The organism is Streptomyces iconiensis (genome assembly GCF_028657195.3).
Classification (GTDB): domain Bacteria; phylum Actinomycetota; class Actinomycetes; order Streptomycetales; family Streptomycetaceae; genus Streptomyces; species Streptomyces iconiensis.
In genome coordinates this window covers 14,445-35,787 of sequence record NZ_JANCPR020000042.1, presented here as the reverse complement: position 1 = coordinate 35,787, position 21,343 = coordinate 14,445, and the positions used below count along the sequence as shown (strand labels likewise).

Here is a 21,343-nt window from a genome sequence, read left to right as displayed (position 1 = left end):
CCTGCCGGGGTCACAGCTTCCGGAGCGCGGGCGCTGCCCAGCAGGCGGCGACGACGACGAGATAGGCGATCCCGATCACGAAGATCGCCGGTTGCAGCCCGAGGGCGCCGACCATGAACACGGTGACCATGGCGCCCAGCGGGGCCGCCGTGATCCCCACCGTGTCCACGGCGGTCTTGACCTGCCCGTACTGCCCGGCCGGCGTCTGCTCCTGGAGCACGCTGACCCGCAGCGGACCCACCGGCGCGGCCACGGCACCCAGCGCGGCCAGCACCCCGGCGCTCACCAGCAGCGGGGGCATCGCGGCCAGCGAGACGATCAGTGCGGCGACCGCGAACCCCGTGGTGAGGAAGGTCCTCCGTCTGCCGATCCGGTGGCCGACGGCGGCGTAGCCGAGCGTCCCCGCCAGGGAGCCGAGGCCGAAGGCGGACAGCAGGAAGCCGAGGCTGGATGCGCTGTCGAGGTGCTGGTAGGCGTAGGTGACCAGGACGACGCCCGACAGGCCGCTGTCCAGCGTGTTGAAGGCGGTGCCTGAGAGGGTGAGGGTGCGCACCAGCCGGTTGCGCCACAGCGTCCTGACGCCGTTGAGCAGCTCGCTCCGGTAGCTCTGCTGCCCGCCTCCGTGCGCCCCGTCTTCCGCTTCCCCCTCCTCCGTCCTGTCGGGGACCACGGCGACCACGCTCAGCAGGCCGGCCGCGATGAGCCCGCCCCCCGCGTTGAGCAGCAGCACGCCGGGCGCACCGATGACGGCCAGCAACAGCCCGCCCAGCGGTGGTCCGACGAGGGTGGCGACCTGGTGGATACCGGTCAGCAGCGCGTTGCCGCGCTCCAGCGGCATCCGCATGCCCCTGGCCAGCCCCGGGACCAGGCCGGTCACGGAGGCGACGGCGGGGATGTCGAGCACGTAGGCGGCGGCGACCACCGCGATGAGCGTGGCGAAGTCGAGCATGCCGAGCGCGTGCAGCAGCGGGATGCACGCCGCTCCCGTGCCGGAGACCAGGTGGGAGACGACCGCCATCCTCCGGAAACCCCAGCGGTCCACAAGCGGCCCCGTCAGGGCTCCCGCGAGGGCCGAGACGACGGTGCCGACGGCGATGATCACGCCGGTCCTGACCACGCTGCCCGTGGTCTCCAGGACGAACCAGGGGATCGCCACGATCATCATGGCCTCGCCCAGCGAGCTGACCGCTGTCGCCACCAGCAGGGTCACCAGACCTCTGCGGCTCTTGGCGCGGGTCCGCCGCTGGGCCAGGGCCCGCGTCCTGGGGCCCACGTACAGAGTCATGGAACTTGACTCTAGCATTACAGTCTCTTGCTGAACATCCCGGAACGGTGCCAACGGGCAGGCCCGCAGGGCCTTCTGCGCCGCCGCGAGGACCTGCGGCGGCGCAGCGCAGGGCGGGGGAGCGGGCCCGTACCGCGGGCCGCGGGAGCGGTGAGCGCCGGACCTTGAGACAACATGGCTCTCGCGAACAGGCGGGGAGTAAGCTCAGCGGTCAGGAGCTTTTACCCACCACGACTCACGGGCGATACCTCTTCATGATCGAACAGCCGGCGTTCGGACAGCGGGCGAAGGAGATCCGTCGCTCACGCAGCCTCTCCCAGGAAGATGTGGCGGGCGGGGACATCTCCCCCAGTTACGTGTCCCTGGTGGAGAGCGGACGCCGGATCCCGAGCGTCCGCGCCGCCGGTGTCATCGCCGAGCGGCTCGGCGTCGCGCTGGACGAACTCTGCGCACCCGAGCCCCGGGAACAGGCACGGTCCAACCGCATCGAGCTGGTCGGCCAGCTGGTCGCCGCACGCTCCTGCCACCTCGCGGGCGATCTGCGGCTCGCCCGCGCCCAGTTGGAGACGTTCCTGGAGAACGCCGTCGGTACGGGCGTCGAGGAGCTGCGCTGGGAAGCGCTCTGGGAACTGGCCACCGTGCTGGGCAAGTTGCACGAGGCAGAGGGCCACGAACGGATGCTCAAGGCCCTGCTGGCCGACCAGATCACAGTCTCCGCACCCCTGTTGCGTGCCCGTGTGAACACCGAGCTGGCCGTCATGCTCAAGAACACCGGCCGCCTCACCGAGGCCGTCGCCCCGGCCGAGGAGGCCGTGCGCGACACCGGCGGCCTGGAAGGTACCCGCGCCGAACACATCCAGGCCCGCGTCACGTTGCTGTCCGTCTACACCGACACCGGCGAGTGGCACCGCAACCACGAACTCGGCGAAGAGCTGTACCGGCACGCGGACGGCCTCCCCGAAGGGCGCCTCAAGGCCACGCTGTTCTGGGCCGTCGGCGGGTCCCGCTATCTCGAACGGCACCCCGACGACGCGCGCGGTCTGCTCGCACGCGCCGCCGAATCGCTCGGCACCCAGGCCGACCCCGCCACCCGTACCCGCCTCACCAGCGCCCGCGTCCTGCTCGCGCACGCCACCGGGCACACCGGCGAGGCACGGGAGCTGCTGGAGGCGCACCGGCACGACATGGAGAGCACGGACCCCACGGACCGCGCCTGGCTCACCGTTCTCGGCCTCACCCTCGGCGTCCCGGTGCCGGGCGCCGACGGGCGGACGGACAGCGACCCGCGCGAGGACTGGTCCGTGCTGCCCCCGCTCGACCGGGCACGCTGCACGATGCTGCTCGCCCGCGCCCGCCGCACGGCGGGGACAGCGGACACCGCCGTCACCGCCGAGGCCGCCTTCCGCGACGCCGCCGCACGCTACGAGAAGGCGGGCGCCTACCGCCTCGCCATGGCGGCCTGGCGCGAGCTGGAGGACGGCACGGACGCGTCCGGCACGGACGCCGGCGGCGAGCCCGTCACCGGCAAGGCGACGGAGCCGGACGCGCACTCCCTCCTCATGCCCTGAGGGCCCCCTTGCCGTGGGGGACTCCCTTGCCGTCCGGGTCCCTCTTGCCGTGAGGACTCCTGATTCCGCGAGGGCTCCTCATGCCCGGGAAGTCCTCATGCCCGGGGCCCCTCATGCTCAGGGGAGAGGCCGCCGCCTCCTTGCCGTGAGGCGGTACGTACGTGCCGCACGGCAAGGAGGCGGTACGTGCAGGCCCCGCATGCGGCATTCAATGGCGCGCCGCCGCTGCGCCCCGGAGTACGACGGTGGCGTTGTTGCCGCCGAAGCCCAGGCTGTTGACGGCGCAGGTGCGCAGGCCCGGCACCGGCAGCGGTGCGGTCGCCAGCCGTACGCGGTCGACGGGCTCGGGCGAGGAGAGCCCGGCCGACGGGGGCACGATGCCGGTGCGCAGCGTCATCGCGGCGGCCACCAGCGCCGGAACGCCGGAGGCGTGGAGCAGATGGCCGATGGCTCCCTTGTGAGAGGTGAGGGCGAGCCGCTCGCCGCCCCGTTCCCGCGCGATCGTCTCGACGGCCTCCAGTTCGGCGGCGTCGCCCTGCGGGGTGCCGGTCGCGTGCGCGTGCACATGACCGAGGCCGTCGGCCGAGGCGTCGTCCAGCGCGCCCCGCATGCCCGAGGCGATCACTGCGGCGTCGGAGGCGGCGCCCTTGCCGCCCGCGACCCGGCAGGCGACGCCCGCGACCACGGGCCCCCGCAGGTCCGTGCCCGGCGCGGCCGGCTCCAGGACCAGCGCACCGCCGCCCTCGCCCAGTGAGATGCCGGAGCGCCCCGTGTCGAAGGGCCGCGCGGCCTCGCCACTGATGGCGCGTACGACCTCCATGCTGGCGTATTCGTACGGGTTGAGGACCGAGGAGGCCGCCACAACGGCCAGCGGCGCCTGGCCCGCACGCAGCATGTCCCGCGCGAAGCCGACAGCGAAGAGCGCCGAGGCACACGCGTGCGAGAGGTGCACCACACGCAGGCCGCCGGGCCCCGGCACGCCGTCGGCCAGGGGCGCGGCGACGGAAGCGGGAGGCCCGAGAACCTCGGCAGCCGCGCCGCCTTCCACCCCGTGAGTTCCTTCGACCCTGTGAGCGCCTTCACGCCCGTTCCCTGCGGGCTCTTCCCCTTCCCCTTCTCCGGCCCCGCCGGGTGCGGGCGCCTGACCCGCGAGGACGAGCAGGGTGCCGGCGGGCAGCCGGTCCCTGCCCGTGGCGGCCAGCGCCTCGGCGACGGCCGCCCGCGCATAGGCGCGCTTACGGTTCCCCGGCGCCGGCCCGCCGCCCGGCACCTCGCCGACGGGTGCGCCGTCGTACGACTCCGAGAAGGCACGGCCGGCCGGGCGCAGCGCGCTGCGCCCGCCGGTGAGCCCGTCCCAGAAGGCGGGAACGCCGTGCCCGAACGGGGTGACGAGCCCGGTCCCGCTGATCACGATGTCGCCGGTCACCCGTCCCCCCTCCCGCCGTCTCCGCCGCGCCCGCCACTCCTGTCCGCGCCACTTCTGTCTGCCTCGTCGGCACCGTCGGCCCTGGTCCACGCGGTGGCGACCGCCCGGAGGCCGCCCTCGTCGCCGGTCAGCTCACAGACCACGGCCGCCGTGCCCCCGGGCACGCAGGGGCCGGCGTCCTGAAGCGGGCCGTGGGAGGTCCAGCGGTCCAGGACGTAGCAGCTGCCCCGGTGTCCTGACGCGGTGGTGAAGGGGCGGATCAGCTCCGAGGTCTCCAGTGCGAGGGAGTCCGAGGGGCGCAGCCGCCGCTCCGAGTCGTGGCAGCGCCGGGTGAACCGCCGGACGGCGAGCGTGCTGTAGTCCCCGGCGAGGACATAGAGCGTCGCCGTTGCCCGTACCCGCTCGGGGAGCGCGGCGAAGGCTTCTTCCAGCGTGGCGGTGACCTCCGCCGTCAGCCTCCTGTGGTCCGCGGGGGTGTCCCCGGCCGGCAGTTCCGCCTCGACGCGGGTGAGCGGGACCACCGGTGGCGTGGTCGGCGTGGTCGGTGCGGGTGCGGCGGGGGTGCTCATGAGCCGACGACCGGCTGCGGCTGTGGCTGCGGTTGTGCGTGGGGCTGCGGCTGTGACACCGGGTGTGTTTCCGCTGCCTGTGTTTCCTGTGCCTCCTGTGATTCCTCTGTGTGGGCCGGGTGGGGCGCCACCTGGTCGAGGAGGAGGCGGACGGAGGTCTCGCTTTCCGGGCGCCGCAGATGTGCGCGCAGGATGTCCAGAGCCTCCTGCTTCTCTTCCTCCGGAATGACGTCCGGGCCGACGAAATTGTGGGAGGTGCGGGTGAGGATGTCGACGGCTTCGTAGTACTCGCGTCTGACGATGGCCCAGATCGCGGCGTGGTGATGGCGTCCGTCGAAGAATATGTAATCCCGCAGGATTCCTTCGAGTACGAATCCGGCACGCGTGGCCAGTTTGATCATTGCTTTGTTGTAGAGCGCGGTGGTGAATTGGACCCGGTGCGCGCCCATGGTGTGGAAGAGATGGTCGATGAGGAGGTCGAATGCCTCGGTCCCCATTCCCTGGTTCCACAGTTCGGGGTCGCCGATTGCTCCGCCGAGCGCGTATCCGCCCGAGGCGCCCGCCTTGCGGTAGTTCACCATGCCGACGGTCGTGCCGCTCTGGTCGCGCACGGCGAACTGTCTGACCTCGCCGCTGTGGTTCAGCCGCTTGATGTCCTCGGGAGTTATCAGCCCGCCGAAGTCGGCGGTCAGCGCTGAGACGGGCGCGTCGGGACCCAGCCAGTCCGCCATGCGTTCGTAGTCCCGGTCGCTGGGGCGGCCGAGGGATACCAGTCTGCCCTTCACGGAAAAGGCTCCTTGCTTCAGTTGTGGGAAGGAATGTGGTGCACCGTTCCGGTCCTGTTCGGATACCAGGCGTAGACGGTGCTGATATGGGTGTCGACGGCCGCCGCTATCGGCTCGGGGTGGCTGGCGATGTCGTGGACGTACGCCGTGCTCACACCGTTCAGCCCCGAGGGTGCGGGCGGCAGCGTGACGGTGCCGTCCAGCGCGCCGCCGAGCAGGGTGTTCGTCTCGGCTGCCAGGCCGAGGCTGCCGGGTCCGTCCAGCCGGAGCGCGGCTTCCTTGCGGGCCCACAGCCGGGCGACCCAGCGGGCGCGGCACCGCAGGGAGACGGTGTCGATGAAGTCGCGTTCCTCCTGTGAGAAAGGGAGGAGAATGTCGTCCGTCACCCGGGAGGGAACGGGGTGCGCACCGACGGCGATGTTTGTGCTGCGAGCCAGTACGGTGATGAGGGTGTCGTGGCTCCGGTACATGGCGAGCCCGACGGTGCCGCGCTGGAAGAAGGGGCGCCCGAAACCATCGCGTTCGTAGATCGTAGAATTCTCGGGGTGATCGAATATATCGTCCAGAAGTTCCTGGACCGATGAGAAGTCCCCGCTTTTTGGTGCCTCTGCAAAGACTACGTGGAGTTCAGAGTCTTTGATTGTCCGGGAATGGTCGTAAACCCGGACGAATTTATCCCCGTTATGTGTCAATTTGAGTTGACCTTTCCGGCCACAAAAGCAGTTTTCAGGGTGACTGCTTTGATGTGTCGAACGTTACTCAGTCAGCGAGGGAATGGTGCCCTACCCTCCCGGCACGACAGGCTATTGCCCCTCCAGTGCGACTGTCAATGTTCGGTTGTGTGCGAGTAAAGTCCTTGTCATGCAGGTCAGGGCGGGAAGTGGGACTCAGAATTCCGCTTGTGAACTCTCCGGCTTTATGTCCCGTGCTTTCGTTCTGAATGCCGGATGGGTCCCTTTGGTGCGTACCGGTATGGGGTAAGCGTGAGCGGGAGAAGAAGTGGAACGTTCAACGGCCTATCGACGCGTAACGGACCGCATACGGAAAGCGATCAATGGAGGCGCGGGCGGAATCGGATGTTCCGGGGCTCGCGCGGAAAAGCGGTGGGATGCGGTCGTAGGCTGGGCGGTATGACCGAGACGGGGGAAAACCGCGCCAGGGGCGGGCCGTGGTGGTGGAATCGGCCCAGAAGCGCGGTGCTGGACATCACGCTGGGTGTGCTGTCCGCGATGGAGTGCGCTGTCCAGGGGGAGAGCTTCGCGAGGGACGCGGGTATCCCGGTGGCTTTCGCGCTGGTGCTGGGCGTGGTCGCGGGCGGCGCTCTTGTGCTGCGCCGCCGCTGGCCGATCGCCGTGGTGATGGTCGCCATCGCCGTGATACCTGCCGAGATGGGCACCATGCTCGGCGTCGTCGGCCTCTACACCCTTGCCGCAACCGAGGTACCGCGCCGCATCACCGCACTGCTGGCCGCTATGGCAGCCGCCGGCACGCTGGTGATGGCCGTCGTACGGCTCCAGCAGGACATCGGGAGCGACCCTGACTTCAATCCGTCCAGCTGGTTCGTCCCGCTCGTCGCTGTCCTGATGTCGATCGGTATGACCGCGCCGCCCGTACTGCTCGGCCTGTACGTCGGGGCACGGCGCCGCCTGGTGGAGTCGCTGCGCGAGCGTGCCGACGGCCTGGAGAGGGAGCTGTCCCTCCTCGCCGACCGCGCGGAGGAGCGCGCGGAGTGGGCGCGCAACGAGGAGCGGACCCGTATCGCGCGGGAGATGCACGACGTGGTCGCGCACCGGGTGAGCCTGATGGTGGTGCACGCCGCCGCGCTCCAGGCCGTCGCGCTCAAGGACCCGGAGAAGGCCGCGAAGAACGCAGCCCTTGTGGGGGACATGGGGCGGCAGGCGCTCAACGAGCTGCGCACGATGCTCGGCGTGCTGCGCGCGGGCGACAGCAAGAGTGACAAGAACGACAGGAACGGCAGGAGCGGCACCGAAGACAGCGGACGGGTCGGCGGTGCGCAGCTTTCGCCGGGTTCCGGCGACGACGGCGGCGCCAGCGGGACCAGCCGGACCGACGGGGCAGGTCAGGTGCGGCAGGGCCCGGCACCGGATTCAGCTCCGGCGGACGGGTCCGCATCCGCGCCCGCGCCGGATGCCGTGGCCGGTGCGGGCGCCGGTTCAGGACCGGGTTCGGTCCCTGCCCCGGGAACGGCGGCGTCCGGACCGGGAGAAGGCCGTGGCCAGGAGGCCGTGTCCACCGGGGACCCGGTGACCGTGCCCGGACCGTCCGCGGCCGGGCGGTCCCCCTCGGGAGCCGCGCCACCGTCCCCCGCCCCTTCCCCTTCTTCTGCGCCCCCTGCGCCCCCTGCGTCTCCTTCGTCCCCCTCGGCCGCGGCCTCCTCTTCCTCGCACGCTCCCGCATCCTCGTCGGCGGCCGGCCCGGCCGGTGCGGCGGAGGTGCCCGCGCGGCTCGCGGAGTTCGCGTCCGCCGCCGCCGGGGTCGCGACCGGGGCCCGGCGTTCCGAGGTGCCGGAGGCGCCCTCGCTCGTCGAGCTGGAGGTGCTGGTCGGGCAGTCACGTACGGCCGGAATGGCCGTCGAGCTGAGCGTGGAGGGTGAGCCTGGCGCGGGGTGCACGCGGCCGGTGGAGCAGACCGCGTACCGGGTGGTGCAGGAGGCGCTGACCAACGTGCACAAGCACGCGGCGGGCGCCAGGACCCGGGTGCGGCTGGCGCACCGCGAGGCGGAGGTCGCGCTTCAGGTCGAGAACGAGCCTCCGGCGGCCGGCGCGGCCGACGCGCGGCTGCCCAGCGGCGGCAACGGCCTGGTGGGGATGCGCGAGCGCGTGATGGCGCTGGGCGGCGGGTTCGTCTCGGGTCCGACGGACGCCGGGGGCTTCCGGGTCTCCGCCGTCATTCCGTACGAAGGCCGCTGAGCCGTACCGCCCCTGACCCGTCGCCGCGCACCGTCTCCCCTTCGGGCTCTGCCCCGTCCCCCGTGGCCGTCCCTTCGCCGTCGTCCGGCTCCCCGTCCGCTGCCCCGCCCTCGGCGGCGAGGGCTTCGGCGGCGCGGGAACCGGGCACGTGGGCGTTGGCCGAGTCGGGGCCGTGCACGCTGAGCCGGGCCGGTGTGAGGCCCATCATGAGCGCGGAGAGCGCGGAGTCGAAGTCGGGGCCGAGGTACCAGTCGCCGGTCGGGTCGAGGCTGTAGACGCGGCGCTCGGCGTCGATGACGAGGAGTGCCTCACCCTCTCCCTCGGTGCCCAGGGGGCAGATCTCGGTGCCGAGCGCCCGGCCGAGGTCGGAGAGCGTACGGGCCGCGTGCAGCCCCGGCAGCGGGTCGATGTGGACGGGTGCGGGCGCGATGTGGCGGCCGGGGCCCGTGGGGGTGATGTGGAGGGTGCCGAACTCGGCCCAGACCTCGACGGCGGCGGGAAAGACCGCGTGCCGGTGGCCTGCGGGGGAGAGGTGGGCGCGCAGGGTGTCTGCCCACTGCTCGGCCTGCCGGATGTCCCAGCGCCCGGGCTGCCAGCCGGCGTTGCGCAGGGAGTCGTCGACGGCGACGGGGAATCGGGTGGTCACTGCGTGCGCTCCTGGGCCGGGTCGACCGCCCGTACGCCGAAATGGGTGAGCAGCGCGGCGCAGGAACGGCAGGGAGGGGCGTAGGTGCCGTGGAGGGGGTCGCCGTCCTCGCGGATGCGGCGTGCGGTCAGCTTGGCGTGCTTGAGGGCACGCTTGGCCTCGCTGAGCGTGAGGGGCTTGGGGGCTTTGGTGGGCTTTTGCGCCTTGGGGGTTCGGGTGGTCTTGCTGCTCTTCGCGGGTTTGCGCGAGGTGCGTTTGGCGGCCCGTGAACTCTCGGTGGCGAGCAGATACCGGGAGAGCAGGACGGCCTCGGGGCAGCGGCCGGTGTGACGTGCCCGGCGTTCGGTGGTGAGCGTGTCGAGGAAGTCCTGCACGAGTGGGTGATGCGTGGGCGGCCTGTCTCCCCTGCTGCCCGTGCACGTGAGGGTCTCGCCGCGGATGGACAGGGCTGCGGCGACGGCGGGGAGGATGCCGTCGCGGCGCTCACGCAGGATGGGCACGGTGGCGTTGACCGTGTTCGTGGCGTACTGGCCTGCCGTCCACCCCACGCGTGGATCGTTGTGTGGCACGTGCTGTCCGTGCGCTTGTTGTGCGGTGTGCATGATGGAGCTTCCTCCCCGTGCGTCCCCCTCTGTGCCGGGGATCAGCGCCAAGTATGCAGTGTCACGCATGAGTCGATCATTCCGCCGTTCATGTCATGGCCTTGTGACGGTTCCGCGTACGGGATGCGACAGGGGTGGTCAGCTCTTGCGCAGGCAGCGAACATCTGCCGTATGCAACAGCGAACGATTCAGTTCCCAAGGGGGAGTTTCACGATGCGTTCCCGGACCCTGCGCCGTACGGTGGCCGCCGCCGTCGCGGTGCCAGCGCTGGTGTTCTCGATGGCCGCGTGCAGCGACGACAGCGGCGGTGGCAAGAAGGGCGGCGGCAAGAGCGAGCAGGACGGCGGCGGTTCCGGTGGCGGGAGCGGCGAGGAGAAGCCGGGGCCGCTCAGCAAGGCGCAGTTGAGCACGGCACTGCTGAAGAACGGCGACGTGCCCGGCTACAAGGTGCGCAAGAGCGCGGAGCCGCTGAAGAACGAGAACCTGCCGCCCGCGCAGGCACAGTGCAAGCCGGTACTGGACGCGTTCACCGCGGACTCGAAGCAGAAGCGCAAGGCATATGTCGGGGGTTCGGTCGCCAAGGGCGAAATGACCACGGGCCAGACCATCAACCAGGTGCTGCTGTCCGCCTACGGGTCGGGCGATGCCGAGACGGTGATGAGCGAGCTGAAGTCCGGCCTGAAGACCTGCAAGGAGATCGCGGGCGAGGGCAAGGGCGGCAAGACGGAGAAGGTGGCGATCCAGGAGAGCCAGGCCCCCGACCTGGGCGACGACTCCGTCCGTTTCCTGCTGAAGAACACCACGTCCAAGAGCGCGTCCCTGTCCATGACGGTCATCCGTTCCGGCGCCAACACCACGAGCTTCATGTCGCTCTCGCTGGGCGGCAAGGAAGCGAACGTTCCGGACGCGGTGGCCAAGAAGCAGGTCGCCAAGGTGGAGGCGGCACAGAGCTGATCGCCGGTGCGTGCCGGTCGCGGGCGCACCGCACCGTGCGCCGGCGGCACACGTCCCGGTCACCAGGTGCACCAGGGCCGATGAGTTCCTGTTGCCGTACCGCATAGGCTGTTCGGTACAAGCCATAAGCAGCAGGGGGCTACCGCGATGACGACAGGACGGCTCGGGCTGGGTGCACCTCCTGGTCCCCAGGGCCGGGGGAACGCCGTGCCACCGAACCGGGCGTACGCCGGGCAGGTCGTGAACTTCCCGGATCCGGTCAGGGCCGCCCGCCACCCCCGAGGGGTGCGGGTCGGCCAGGACGGGTTCCCGGACTTCTCGGCGTACGCGCGGGCCACGGCCGAGATCGCCGAGCCCCCCGAGGGGTTCGGCGGCGACGAACTCCGGCTGACGGACTACGTTTCGGCCAACGCCGCGCTGCACGCGGCCGGCCATGAACTGTGGGCCGAGCTGCCCGCCGTGGCGACCCCGCACGGCTGGACCTGGCACCACGTGGCGAACAGCCGCCGTATGCAGCTGGTGCCCGTCGAGGTGAAGGCGCTGCTGCGGCACCACGGCGGGCTCACCACGGCGGCCGTCGACCACGCGAAGACGGGGACGCGCCCCTTGCAGGACACCAGACCGGTGCACTTCAAGGTGCCGCACGGCCCCGAACCCGTGGTGGGGGAGCAGCAGATCCTCGATGTGGAGGAGAAGCTGGGCTACCGCCTGCCGGGTGCCTACCGCACGTTCCTGAAGGCGGCGGGCGGTTGCGCGCCCAGCGGCGTGGCGCTCGACGCCGAGCTGGGCCTGCTGGTGGACCAGCCGTTCTTCACGGTGCGCGACGAGGCGGCGGTCAACGACCTCGTCTACATCAACAAATGTCTGCGCGACCACATGACCAAGGACTTCCTGGGCGTCTCGTTCGTCCAGGGCGGGCTGATCGCGGTGAAGGTACGGGGCGAGGCGACGGGCTCGGTGTGGTTCTGCGCGTACGACGACGCGCGGGACGCCGACGGCCTCGGCGTGCAGGAGCGGGTCGAACGCCTGCTGCGGCCGTGCGGTGCCGACTTCGACGAGTTCCTGCTGCGGCTCGCCGGCAGTCCGCCGGAACTGGAGACCGTGGCGAACCTGATGGTGGACGGCGGCTTCGCGCGCGACGTCCCTGTGGAGAGGTGAGGCGCGATGGTGACCTTCGCGCAGGCCCAGGAGCGCGCTGAGCGCTGGGTCAACGGCGATGTGCCCGTACACCGGCACCGGGAGGTGCGGGTACGGGAGTTCGACCTCGGTTTCGTGGCGTGGGCGGAGGCTCCTCCGGGAGCCGCCGGTCAGGAAGGCGCCCCGGGTGAGGGGCCCGACGGCGGGAACGCGCGTCTGGTCATCGCCCGCGACAGCGGCGAAACGACACTGTGGCCCGGTCTGCCGGTGGGCGAGGTCATCCGGCGCTACGAGGAGGAGTACGGCGGCCCGTCAGCCGAGCCACCGCCCGTGGCGCCCAAGCAGCGCCTCGACCTGGAGGCGACGTCGTTCCTGCTGACGCCCCCCGAGTGGCTTCAGCAGGCCGCCGACCAGATGGGCATCCCGGACCGGCGCGCTGACGCGCCCGCGGCACCCGTACCGCCGCCTCCCGCCGCACCGGCACCGCCGCCCCCTTCCCCGGTCGGTTCCGCTCCCGGCGCTCCGGCCGCGCCGGGGGCGCCCGCCGGTGCGAGCCCGTGGGAAGGCGCGGACACCGGGGGTGCGGCCAGCGGTGAGGCGCAGCGTCCCCCGGCGACGGTCTTCGCACCGCCGATCAGCGGCAGCGACACGGACGACGCCCCGCCGCCGAACACGGAGGCGCGTACGGAACTGATGCCGGAGGGCAGCTCGCTGCCCAGCACGTCGGTCGTGCCCGGGCTCGAAGGGCCGGAGGGCAGGCCGCAGCCGCCCCAGGGCGTTCCCCAGGCACCGCCTCCGCCCCAGGCCCCGCACACTGCTCAGGCCCCGCACGCCCCGCAGACGCCCCAGCCGCCGAACGGGCCTGGTGATGGCGCGGGTTCGGGCGGTACGGCGGGCGGTGACGGCGGGATGCACCACGCCGCGACGGTGCTGGCCGACCCCTCGGAGGGCGGCCTGCAGATGCCGCGCGCTCCGGGCGCCCCCGGCGCCGACGACATCGCCGACGCCGACACCAGCCGTGCGCCCCGCGGTTCGATGCCCGCCCGGCCTTCCCGCCCCTCGCGGGGTTCGGGCCCGTCCGTACCGCCGCCGCCCGGTGCGCCCGGCACCCCGGGCGCGCGGTCGGCGCCCGCAGCGGGTCCCGGCGGTCAGGGCCCCTCTTCGGCGCCCTCGGCCCCGTCCGCTCCCGCTGCTCCGGGTACGCCGGGCGCCGGGTACGTACCGACGCAGATGGTGTCGGCCGACGACCTCGCCGACCAGATCAGGGAGAGCGGCCAGCAGCCCAAGGTGGACATGCCCGGCGCGCCCGAAGCGCCGGGCGGTACCGGCGGCGGGGTGCACCAGGCGGCGACGATGCTGGCCGAGCCAGGGCCGGGCGGCGCCTCGAAGCCCGCGCCTCCCGGCGCCCCGCCGGCCGCACCCGGCCCTCCCCCCGCCCCGCCCGGCCGTCCTCCCGCCCGGCCCGGTGTACCCGGCACGCCCCTTCCCGGTGCGCCTCAGGGTGCACCGGCACCCGGAACTCCCGCGCCCGGCGGCCCCGTTGGCGGCCCTGGCGGCGGCCCCGTGCCGGGCGCACCGGCACCCTCGTACGGCTATCCGCAGCCGGGCGGGCCGCCGACCGTCGGCCCCGGTTACATGGCGGTGCTGCGCTACCGGGCGCCCGACGGCTCCGAGCAGCAGCTCATCCGGCGCTCGGCGCCGGGGACTCCGCACCCCGAGTGGCAGATCCTGCACGAGCTGCGCGGCATGAACATTCCGCCGCAGCAAGTGGTCGAGCTGCACACGGAGTTGGAGTCCTGCGATCTGCCGGGCGGCTACTGCACCCGTATGATCCGCGAGACCTGGCCGCAGGTGCGGGTCAGCCACACGGCCTCGTACGGCACGGACCACGCCTCGCGGCAGCAGGGCATGCGGCATCTGATCGAGCACCAGGGCGAGCTGCACCAGGTCGCCGACGGGCCCGCGCGCCCGGCGCCGAACCGTGTGCCGCTGCCGCCCCCGCACCAGATCCAGCCCACACCGCCGATCCCGCCCGACGCCATAGGGCAGGAGCTTATGCAGGCGTTCGGGCCGCAAGGCGTCTTCCGCTTCGACCAGCGGGCCGTCTCCCGGCAGGGCGTACCGGACATCGTGGCGCAGACCCTCGTGTGGGCCGGTGTCCCGATCGACATGGGCCCCTTCTTCTGGGGCCAGGCCCAGCCGGGCCGCCCCGTGCCGACGCTCGCCGAGATGGCACAGGAGCGCGGGGTGCAGCCGGCCGCCGACGCGGGCTCCTACCTCGTGATGGGGACGGACTTCGGGCGGCAGCTGTGCGTGCAGTACGGCACGGCGCACATCGTCGCCGTGCCGCTGGAGGCGGGCCCCGGCGGGCAGCCGGTCACGCCGCAGTTCGTGAACACCGGGCTGCCGGAGTTCGTGCGGTGCATGGCGATGCTCGGGCGGATGTGGCGGCTGCGCTACGGCCTGACGCAGGAGCAGGCGGGACGCTGGACCGTCGACTTCCAGGCCCAGCTGGCGTCCCTGGACGCCGCGGCGCTGTCCTCTCCGGACACGTGGTGGTCGGTACTGCTGGAACAGATGTGGGACGGGCTCTTCTGAGCCGTGCCGGTCCGCCGGACTTCTGAGCCGTGCCGGGCTCCTGAGCCGTGCCGGGTTCCTGAGCCGGAGCCGGTCAGGAGCCGTGCGGGGCCCCTGGCCCGTTCCTCGGGCCGGTCGTCCGGCCGCCGCAGCCGCCCACCGGCGGGCGGCTGCGGCGTCCGGATGGCGCAGCCGGGCGCGCGGAGGCCGCCTCGCGGGGTGACCGTCGGGGCATGGGTGAGCCCGTGCCGTACGGCGAGAGCAGCAGCACGCTCTACCGCGCCGCGCGCAGGAAGCCCCGGCGCAGCGGGAGGCCCCGGCGCGACCGGCCCGGAAGGCGCTGGTGGCGCGCCCTCCTCCTCGTGCTGCTGGTCCTCGTGGTCCTCGCCGTCGCCGCCGTCGCCGTGACGTACTTCTGGGCCGGTTCGCGGCTCAAGGACACGGAGGCGCTGGCCGACTACCCCGGGCGCCCCGGGCAAGGCAAGGGCACCAACTGGCTCATCATCGGCTCCGACACCCGTTCCGACCTGTCCGGGAAGGAGCGCAAGGAGCTGCACGTGGGCGGTGGCGGCCAGCGCAACACGGACACCGTGATGGTGCTGCACCACGGCGAGGCGGGCCCGTATCTGGTGAGCATCCCGCGCGACTCGTACGTCACCGTTCCCGGGCACGGCCGGGGGAAGATCAACTCGGCGTACGCGCAGGGCGGTCCGAAGCTGCTCACCCGCACCGTCGAGCAGGCGACCGGGCTGCGCCTCGACCACTACGCCGAGGTCGACTTCCTCGGCTTCACCCATGTCGTCGACGCGCTCGACGGCGTACGGATCTGTCTGGACGAGCCACTGCACGACAAGAAGTCGGGCGCGGATCTGCGCGCCGGCTGCCAGACGCTCGACGGGAAGCAGGCCCTCGCGTTCGTACGGGCCCGCTACAGCGACCCGAGGGGCGACCTCGGCCGCGTCACACGGCAGCGGCAACTGCTCAGCGCGCTCGTACGGGAGGGCACGGGAGCCTCCGTCGTGCTCGACCCGTTCCGGCTCTATCCGTTCCTCGCCGCCTCCCTCGACGCGGTCACCGTCGACAACGGGACCGGTGTCGGGTCACTCACACGGATGGCCTGGAACGTCAGGGGACTGACGGGTGGCAAGGGGGGTACGACGACCGTTCCCGTGACGAATGCGGGGCTCAACGTGCCGGGTGTCGGGTCCGTCGTCGTGTGGAAGCCGAGGGGTGCGCGAACGCTTTTTAAACAGTTGCGCCGAGATGTTCCGATTACGGCATCCACGGTGAAGTAGCGCATCCTTGGAGTACAGGCTCGGGCGGAGTGTGGCGTTATGGCTCATACGCTCGGATTCCCTCGAATGTGTCGCTGAGGTAAGGGGCTCGATATGAGTGCGTCGTCGCCGCACGGCTTCGTTGTCGTGAGGGGTCGCGGATACCGGACCGACCAGGTCGACGGCCGCGTCTCCGACCTGGGCGAGGAACGTGACGGGGCGTGGGAACGCGCCGCGAAGCTCACCGTGCTCGCGAAGGAGATGGCCGCCGAGGCGGAACGGCTGCAGGGCGTTGCCGCCGCACTGCCCCCGCAGACCTACGAGGTGCTCGGCGCCCGCGCCCAGGGCCTGCTCGCGACGGCCGAGGCCGAGGCGGCGGACGTACGCGCTTCGGCCGAGGCGGCGGCGCAGGAGATCAGCGAGACGGCCGCTGCCGAAGCACAGAGCGTCCGCGACGCGGCCCGCGACCAGTCGGCCCGGCTGCGCGCCGACGCGGAGGCCGAGGCCGAGCACACCGTCGACACCGCGCAGGAACGTGCCGACGCGCTGCGCGCCGGAGCCAGGGCCCAGGCGGAGAAGGTGATCCGCGAGGCCACCGAGGCGCTCCAGGAGATGTCACGCCGCTGCGCCTCCCTCCTCGCCGAACAGGAGAAGCAGCAGACCGCCGAGGCCGAGGCCGCTGACCTGGAACTCGCCCAGCAGGAGGCGGCGGCCGAAGCCCGGATCGCGGAGATGGAGGAGCGGGGCGAACGCCTGCTCGCCGACGCCAAGCGTGCGCGCGCGCAGGCCGAGGAGACGGCACGGCACCGCAACGAGGACGCGCAGGCGCAGGGTGACGAACTGGTCGCCGCCGCGCGGATGCGCGAGGAGGGCATCCAGCGCGAGACGGACCGGGTGCTGCGCGAGCACGAGGAACGGACCGAGGAACTGCGCCAGCACATGGCCCATGTCCGCTCCTCCCTCGCCACCCTGACGGGCCGGAACGCCGAGGAGGCCGGCACCCTCCCGGCCCCCGAGCCTGCCGCTGCCTCGGCGCCTGCCGGTTCCTCCCCGCCTGCCGCCTCCTCCGCTTCCGCTTCTGCCTCGGCGGGAGGCCGGGCCCAGGAGTGACGCGAGAGGGCGCCTCGGTGTGCCGGTCGCTGAGGGGCCGGGGCCGGGGGGTCTGTGGCGCGGGGGCTGCGGGTCTGGTCCGGGGTTCGCGGGCCCGGGGGGCCGAGGGTGTGCGGCTCGGGTCTGTGGCCCAGGGGCCTGTGGCCCGGCGTCAGTGCGTGGCGGTCAGCGGTTCGCGGCGGCGGATCACGCGTACGCCCAACTTGTCCTCCGGGGGCCTCCCTTCGCTCCCGATGAGGGAGAGGAACGGCTGCTTGAGCCGGTAGAGCAGCCCGTCCGCCCAGTGCCCCGCCGTCTGCCAGCGCCCCGCCGTCCGTCAGAACCCCGTCCGCCAGAACTCCGGGCGCCGGAAGCCGCCCGCAGGGAGTCGGCCGTCATCGGGTCGCCGACCGCCCGTCCGCCCGATCGCCGGGCAACACATGGCGCAGGCGCGGCTCGCGGCGTGGCTCGCGCGTGGTTCGCGGCGGGACTTAGGTGTGGGTCGTGGCGCGGCTCACGGGTGGCCAGTGGCGCGGCCCTTAAGGGGTACCCCGGGCGGGACCCTGGGGGCGGCTCGTCCCGATGCAGGACGGCGGGCCCAACTGGCCTTCTCTAGCGTGTGGTTGAGCAGGTGTGTACGGGACACCGCACCGTGCGGGTGGGGCTGGCCCCACCGCACAGACACGTACGAGCACCATCGCAGCGGGCGCCCCGGTCCGCGAAGCTCGACGTACCCAGACAGGGAACTCACCCACCACAGGCCGACATGGGAGTCGTATCGTGACAACGGCTGTAGCAAATGCCAGTACTGGGGGCAATGGGGCACTTACGGCCGTTGCCGCGTCGGCGCGGCAGGTCGTCAAGGCGTACGGGGTGGGGGAGACCCGCGTCGTCGCGCTGGACAGGGTCGACGTGGACATCGCACGGGGCGCCTTCACCGCGATCATGGGCCCCTCGGGGTCCGGCAAGTCGACGCTGATGCACTGCCTGGCCGGGCTCGACACCGTCACCGAGGGGCACATCAGCATCGGTGAGCACGAGATCACCCGCCTCAAGGACAAGAAGCTGACCCAACTGCGGCGCGACCGCATCGGGTTCATCTTCCAGGCGTTCAACCTGCTTCCCACCCTGAACGCCTACGAGAACATCACGCTCCCCATGGACATCGCGGGTCGCAAGCCCGACCGCGCCTGGGTCGAGCAGGTCATCGGGACCGTCGGGCTCGCCGACCGGCTCACGCACCGGCCCAACCAGCTCTCCGGCGGCCAGCAGCAGGGGGCACCTCCCAGCGGTAGCTGGGGGAGGGTAGCCGTGGCGCGGGCGCTGGCGGCGCGGCCCGAGATCATCTTCGGGGACGAGCCGACGGGCAACCTGGATTCGCGCGCGGGCGCCGAGCTGCTGGGCTTCCTGCGCCGCTCCGTCGACGAGCTGGGCCAGACCATCGTCATGGTCACCCACGACCCCGTCGCCGCCGCCTACGCCGACCGCGTCCTCTACCTCGCCGACGGCCGCCTGGTGGACGAGATGCACCGGCCGACCGCCGAGCAGGTCCTCGACCGGATGCGCCGCTTCGTGGGCGACGCATCCCACGCCCAGCAGCCGCACACCCCGGAGTCGCACGCCCCGGGCCACGGCTACCCGCCGCGCTCTGTGGACGACCCGCGCTCTGTGAGCGGTCCGTACTCCCCGGACGACCCGCACATCGCGGCCCCGGGGCACCACGGCACCTCCGGGCGGGCGTCATGACGATGTTCAAGACCTCGCTGCGCAGCTTCTTCGCGCACAAGGGCCGGATGGCGCTCAGCGCCGTCGCGGTCATGCTGTCGGTCGCGTTCGTCTCCGGGACGCTCGTCTTCACCGACACCATGGGGGCCACGTTCGACAAGCTGTTCGCCGCGACCGCTGCCGATGTCACCGTCTCCCCGAAGGGCGCCGACGACGAGGCGCCGCAGACCGGCAGACCCGAGTCGCTGCCCGCCTCCGACCTGGCCCGGGTGCGCCGGGCCGACGGCGTCAAGAACGCGGAGGGCGTCGTCACGAGCCCCGGCGTCACCGTCGTCGACAGAGACAACAAGAACGTGGGCGCCGCCTCGGGAGCCCCCACCCTCGCGGGAAACTGGACCTCCAACGACCGCTCGTCGATGGACATCACCTCGGGGCACCCGCCGCGCGGCCCCACCGAGATCATGGTCGACGCCGACACGGCCGACAAACACGGACTCCGGCTCGGGGAGAAGCTGCGCACGATCACGGCGGCGGGCGAGAACGTCGCGAAGATCTCCGGCATCGCCACCTTCCGCGTCACCAACCCGGGCGCCGCGCTCGTCTACTTCGACACGGCCACGGCGCAGCGCGAACTCCTGGGCACCCAGGGCAGGTTCACGCACATAGCGGTCTCGGCCCAGGACGGGTTCACCCACGGACTGCTCAAGAAGAACGTCGGCGCCGCGCTCGGCGACTCCCCGTACAAGCTGGCGACACAGAAGGAGGCCGCCGACGACGGCAGGAAGCAGATGGGTTCGCTTCTGGACGTCATGAAGTACGCGATGCTCGGGTTCGCGGGGATCGCGCTGCTCGTCGGCATCTTCCTGATCGTCAACACTTTCTCCATGCTGGTCGCCCAGCGCACCCGCGAGATCGGCCTCATGCGGGCCATCGGCTCCAGCCGCAAGCAGGTCAACAGGTCGGTGCTGACCGAGGCGTCGATGCTGGGCGTGCTCGGCTCCGTACTCGGCGTCGGCGCGGGCGTGGGGCTCGCCGTCGGGCTGATGCGGCTCATGGGCGTCCTGGGCATGAAGCTGGACACCTCCGAACTGACCGTCGCCTGGACCACACCCGTGATCGGCCTGGTCCTCGGCATCGCCGTCACCGTCCTCGCCGCCTGGCTGCCGGCCCGCCGCGCGGGCAAGGTCTCGCCCATGGCCGCGCTCCGCGACGCCGGTACCCCCGCCGACACCCGGGCCGGCGCCGTACGCGGTGTCATCGGCGCCCTCCTCACCGCGGGCGGCGGCGCCTGCCTCTACGCGGCTGCGCAGGCAGGCGAGGCGGGGCCCGGATCGATGTATCTGGGCGGCGGCGTGCTGCTCAGCCTGCTGGGCTTCGTGGCCGTCGGGCCCATGCTCGCCGGGTTCTTCGTCCGGGCGCTCTCGCTGGTCATCACCCGCCCCTTCGGCAGCGTCGGCCGCCTCTCGGAGCGCAACGCGCTGCGCAACCCCCGCCGTACGGGTGCGACGGGCGCCGCGCTGATGATCGGCCTCGCGCTCGTCGCCTCGCTGTCGGTCGTCGGCTCCTCCATGGTCGCCTCGGCCACGGATCAGCTCGACAAATCGGTCGGAGCGGACTTCATCATCGAGGCCGAGGGGCCGCAGCCGATCACGCCTGCCGTGCGCGAGAAGCTCAAGAAGTCGCCGGACCTGGAGACCGTCACGTCGTACAAGAGGGTCGAGGCCACGCTGACCTCGCCCGGCGGCAAGCGTGAGTCCAAGGAACTGGCGGCCACCGACCCTTCCTACCGGACCGCCCTGCACCGCGAGACCGCCTCGGGCGACCTCGGGGCCGCCTACGGGAAGAACGCCATGTCGGTCGGCGACCGCTACGCCAAGAAGAACGGCGTCACGGTGGGCGACACGCTCACGGTCGCCTTCGAGCACGGCGAGACGGCGAGGCTGAAGGTCGCCGCGATCACCAAGGACGACACCCCCGTCGACAACGGCGCGATGTACATCAACGTGGCGACGGCGAAGCGGTATCTGCCCGCCGACAGGCTGCCCCTGGACTCGATGATGCTCGGCACGGCCAAGGACGGCCAGGAGAAGGAGGCGTACGCGTCGCTCAAGAAGACCCTGGAGCCCTACCCGGTCTACAAGGTCCGCGACCAGGCCGACTACAAGCAGACCCTCCAGGACCAGATCGGCCAGCTGCTCAACATGGTCTACGGGCTGCTCGGGCTGGCGATAGTGGTGGCGGTCCTCGGCGTCGTGAACACCCTGGCGCTCTCCGTCGTCGAGCGGACCCGCGAGATCGGCCTGATGCGCGCCATCGGCCTCTCGCGCCGCCAGATGCGGCGCATGATCAGGCTCGAATCCGTGGTCATCGCCCTGTTCGGCGCGCTGCTAGGTCTCGGCCTCGGCATGGCCTGGGGCGCCGCGGCCCAGCGCCTGCTGGCCCTCCAGGGGCTCAACGTGCTGGAGATCCCCTGGACCACGATCGGCGCCGTCTTCGTGGGCTCCGCCCTGGTCGGACTGATAGCGGCGCTCGTCCCCGCATTCCGGGCGGGCCGGATGAACGTCCTGAACGCCATCGCCACGGACTGAGCGCCACGGGCTGACCGCCATGGACCGGCGGACCGGACGGACCGCCCGGATAGGAGGCCCGCCCGGACCGGCGGACTGTACGGACCGGACCGTATGGCCGCCTCGCGGTGAGCGGACCGTGAGGGGCGGGCCGGGACGCGGGACGGGGCGTGGGGCGCGGGGGGCTCCACGCCCCGGCACCGTGTGCG

15 protein-coding genes and 1 pseudogene are annotated in these 21,343 nt (G+C 72.1%); 9 read left to right on the top strand and 7 right to left on the bottom strand.

What is annotated here, in order from left to right; all coding sequences use genetic code 11:
* Positions 1-10: 10 nt before the first annotated feature.
* Positions 11-1,285, bottom strand: a complete 1,275-nt coding sequence (locus NMN56_RS32290; protein WP_274046800.1) for an MFS transporter — start codon at positions 1,283-1,285, stop codon at positions 11-13.
* Between the two features lie 254 nt (positions 1,286-1,539).
* On the opposite strand from NMN56_RS32290, the gene NMN56_RS32285 reads away from it, so the two are divergent.
* Positions 1,540-2,853: a helix-turn-helix transcriptional regulator gene (locus NMN56_RS32285; RefSeq protein WP_274046799.1), complete on the top strand. Its 1,314-nt coding sequence runs from the start codon at positions 1,540-1,542 to the stop codon at positions 2,851-2,853.
* Between the two features lie 208 nt (positions 2,854-3,061).
* Here the strand turns inward: NMN56_RS32285 and NMN56_RS32280 are convergent, their stop codons facing one another.
* From NMN56_RS32280 to NMN56_RS32265, 4 genes are read right to left on the bottom strand one after another with little or no spacing between them, the layout of a single operon-like run.
* On the bottom strand, positions 3,062-4,279 hold the full coding sequence (locus NMN56_RS32280; protein ID WP_274046798.1) for a beta-ketoacyl synthase N-terminal-like domain-containing protein: 1,218 nt from the start codon (positions 4,277-4,279) through the stop codon (positions 3,062-3,064).
* Positions 4,276-4,848 carry a hypothetical protein gene (locus tag NMN56_RS32275; protein ID WP_274046797.1) on the bottom strand — a complete coding sequence of 191 codons (573 nt, stop codon included), beginning with the start codon at positions 4,846-4,848 and terminating at the stop codon, positions 4,276-4,278. The genes NMN56_RS32280 and NMN56_RS32275 overlap by 4 nt, the downstream gene beginning before the upstream one ends.
* Positions 4,845-5,633: a GNAT family N-acetyltransferase gene (locus NMN56_RS32270; protein ID WP_274046796.1), complete on the bottom strand. Its 789-nt coding sequence runs from the start codon at positions 5,631-5,633 to the stop codon at positions 4,845-4,847. The genes NMN56_RS32275 and NMN56_RS32270 overlap by 4 nt, the downstream gene beginning before the upstream one ends.
* Positions 5,634-5,650: 17 nt before the next feature.
* The gene (locus NMN56_RS32265; RefSeq protein WP_280842918.1) at positions 5,651-6,103 is read right to left on the bottom strand and encodes a 4'-phosphopantetheinyl transferase superfamily protein; all 453 of its coding nucleotides are present in this window, start codon (positions 6,101-6,103) and stop codon (positions 5,651-5,653) included.
* 660 nt (positions 6,104-6,763) lie between these two features.
* On the opposite strand from NMN56_RS32265, the gene NMN56_RS32260 reads away from it, so the two are divergent.
* Complete coding sequence (locus tag NMN56_RS32260; RefSeq protein WP_274046794.1) at positions 6,764-8,563, top strand: histidine kinase; 1,800 nt, start codon at positions 6,764-6,766, stop codon at positions 8,561-8,563.
* A 178-nt stretch (positions 8,564-8,741) separates the two neighbouring features.
* Here the strand turns inward: NMN56_RS32260 and NMN56_RS32255 are convergent.
* Positions 8,742-9,209 (bottom strand): annotated as a pseudogene (locus NMN56_RS32255) (SUKH-3 domain-containing protein); the annotation flags it as partial.
* Positions 9,206-9,811 carry a YwqJ-related putative deaminase gene (locus tag NMN56_RS32250; RefSeq protein WP_274046857.1) on the bottom strand — a complete coding sequence of 202 codons (606 nt, stop codon included), beginning with the start codon at positions 9,809-9,811 and terminating at the stop codon, positions 9,206-9,208. The gene NMN56_RS32250 and the pseudogene NMN56_RS32255, both read right to left, overlap by 4 nt.
* A gap of 213 nt (positions 9,812-10,024) precedes the next feature.
* Between NMN56_RS32250 and NMN56_RS32245 the strand changes: the two genes are divergently transcribed.
* From NMN56_RS32245 to NMN56_RS32215, 7 genes are all read left to right on the top strand, one after another.
* Positions 10,025-10,765, top strand: coding sequence for a hypothetical protein (locus tag NMN56_RS32245; protein WP_274046793.1), 741 nt, complete (start codon positions 10,025-10,027; stop codon positions 10,763-10,765).
* A 147-nt stretch (positions 10,766-10,912) separates the two neighbouring features.
* Positions 10,913-11,923, top strand: coding sequence for an SMI1/KNR4 family protein (locus tag NMN56_RS32240; RefSeq protein ID WP_274046792.1), 1,011 nt, complete (start codon positions 10,913-10,915; stop codon positions 11,921-11,923).
* A 6-nt stretch (positions 11,924-11,929) separates the two neighbouring features.
* Positions 11,930-14,500, top strand: coding sequence for an SUKH-4 family immunity protein (locus NMN56_RS32235; protein WP_274046791.1), 2,571 nt, complete (start codon positions 11,930-11,932; stop codon positions 14,498-14,500).
* Positions 14,501-14,712: 212 nt separating this feature from the next.
* A complete protein-coding gene (locus tag NMN56_RS32230; protein WP_274046790.1) occupies positions 14,713-15,774 on the top strand; it encodes an LCP family protein in 1,062 nt (353 codons plus the stop codon).
* Between the two features lie 93 nt (positions 15,775-15,867).
* Positions 15,868-16,863: a coiled-coil domain-containing protein gene (locus NMN56_RS32225; RefSeq protein ID WP_274046789.1), complete on the top strand. Its 996-nt coding sequence runs from the start codon at positions 15,868-15,870 to the stop codon at positions 16,861-16,863.
* Between the two features lie 759 nt (positions 16,864-17,622).
* Positions 17,623-18,588, top strand: a complete 966-nt coding sequence (locus NMN56_RS32220; protein ID WP_274046788.1) for an ABC transporter ATP-binding protein — start codon at positions 17,623-17,625, stop codon at positions 18,586-18,588.
* Positions 18,585-21,155, top strand: a complete 2,571-nt coding sequence (locus NMN56_RS32215) for an ABC transporter permease (RefSeq protein ID WP_274046787.1) — start codon at positions 18,585-18,587, stop codon at positions 21,153-21,155. The genes NMN56_RS32220 and NMN56_RS32215 overlap by 4 nt, the downstream gene beginning before the upstream one ends.
* The last annotated feature ends 188 nt before the right edge of the window (positions 21,156-21,343 follow it).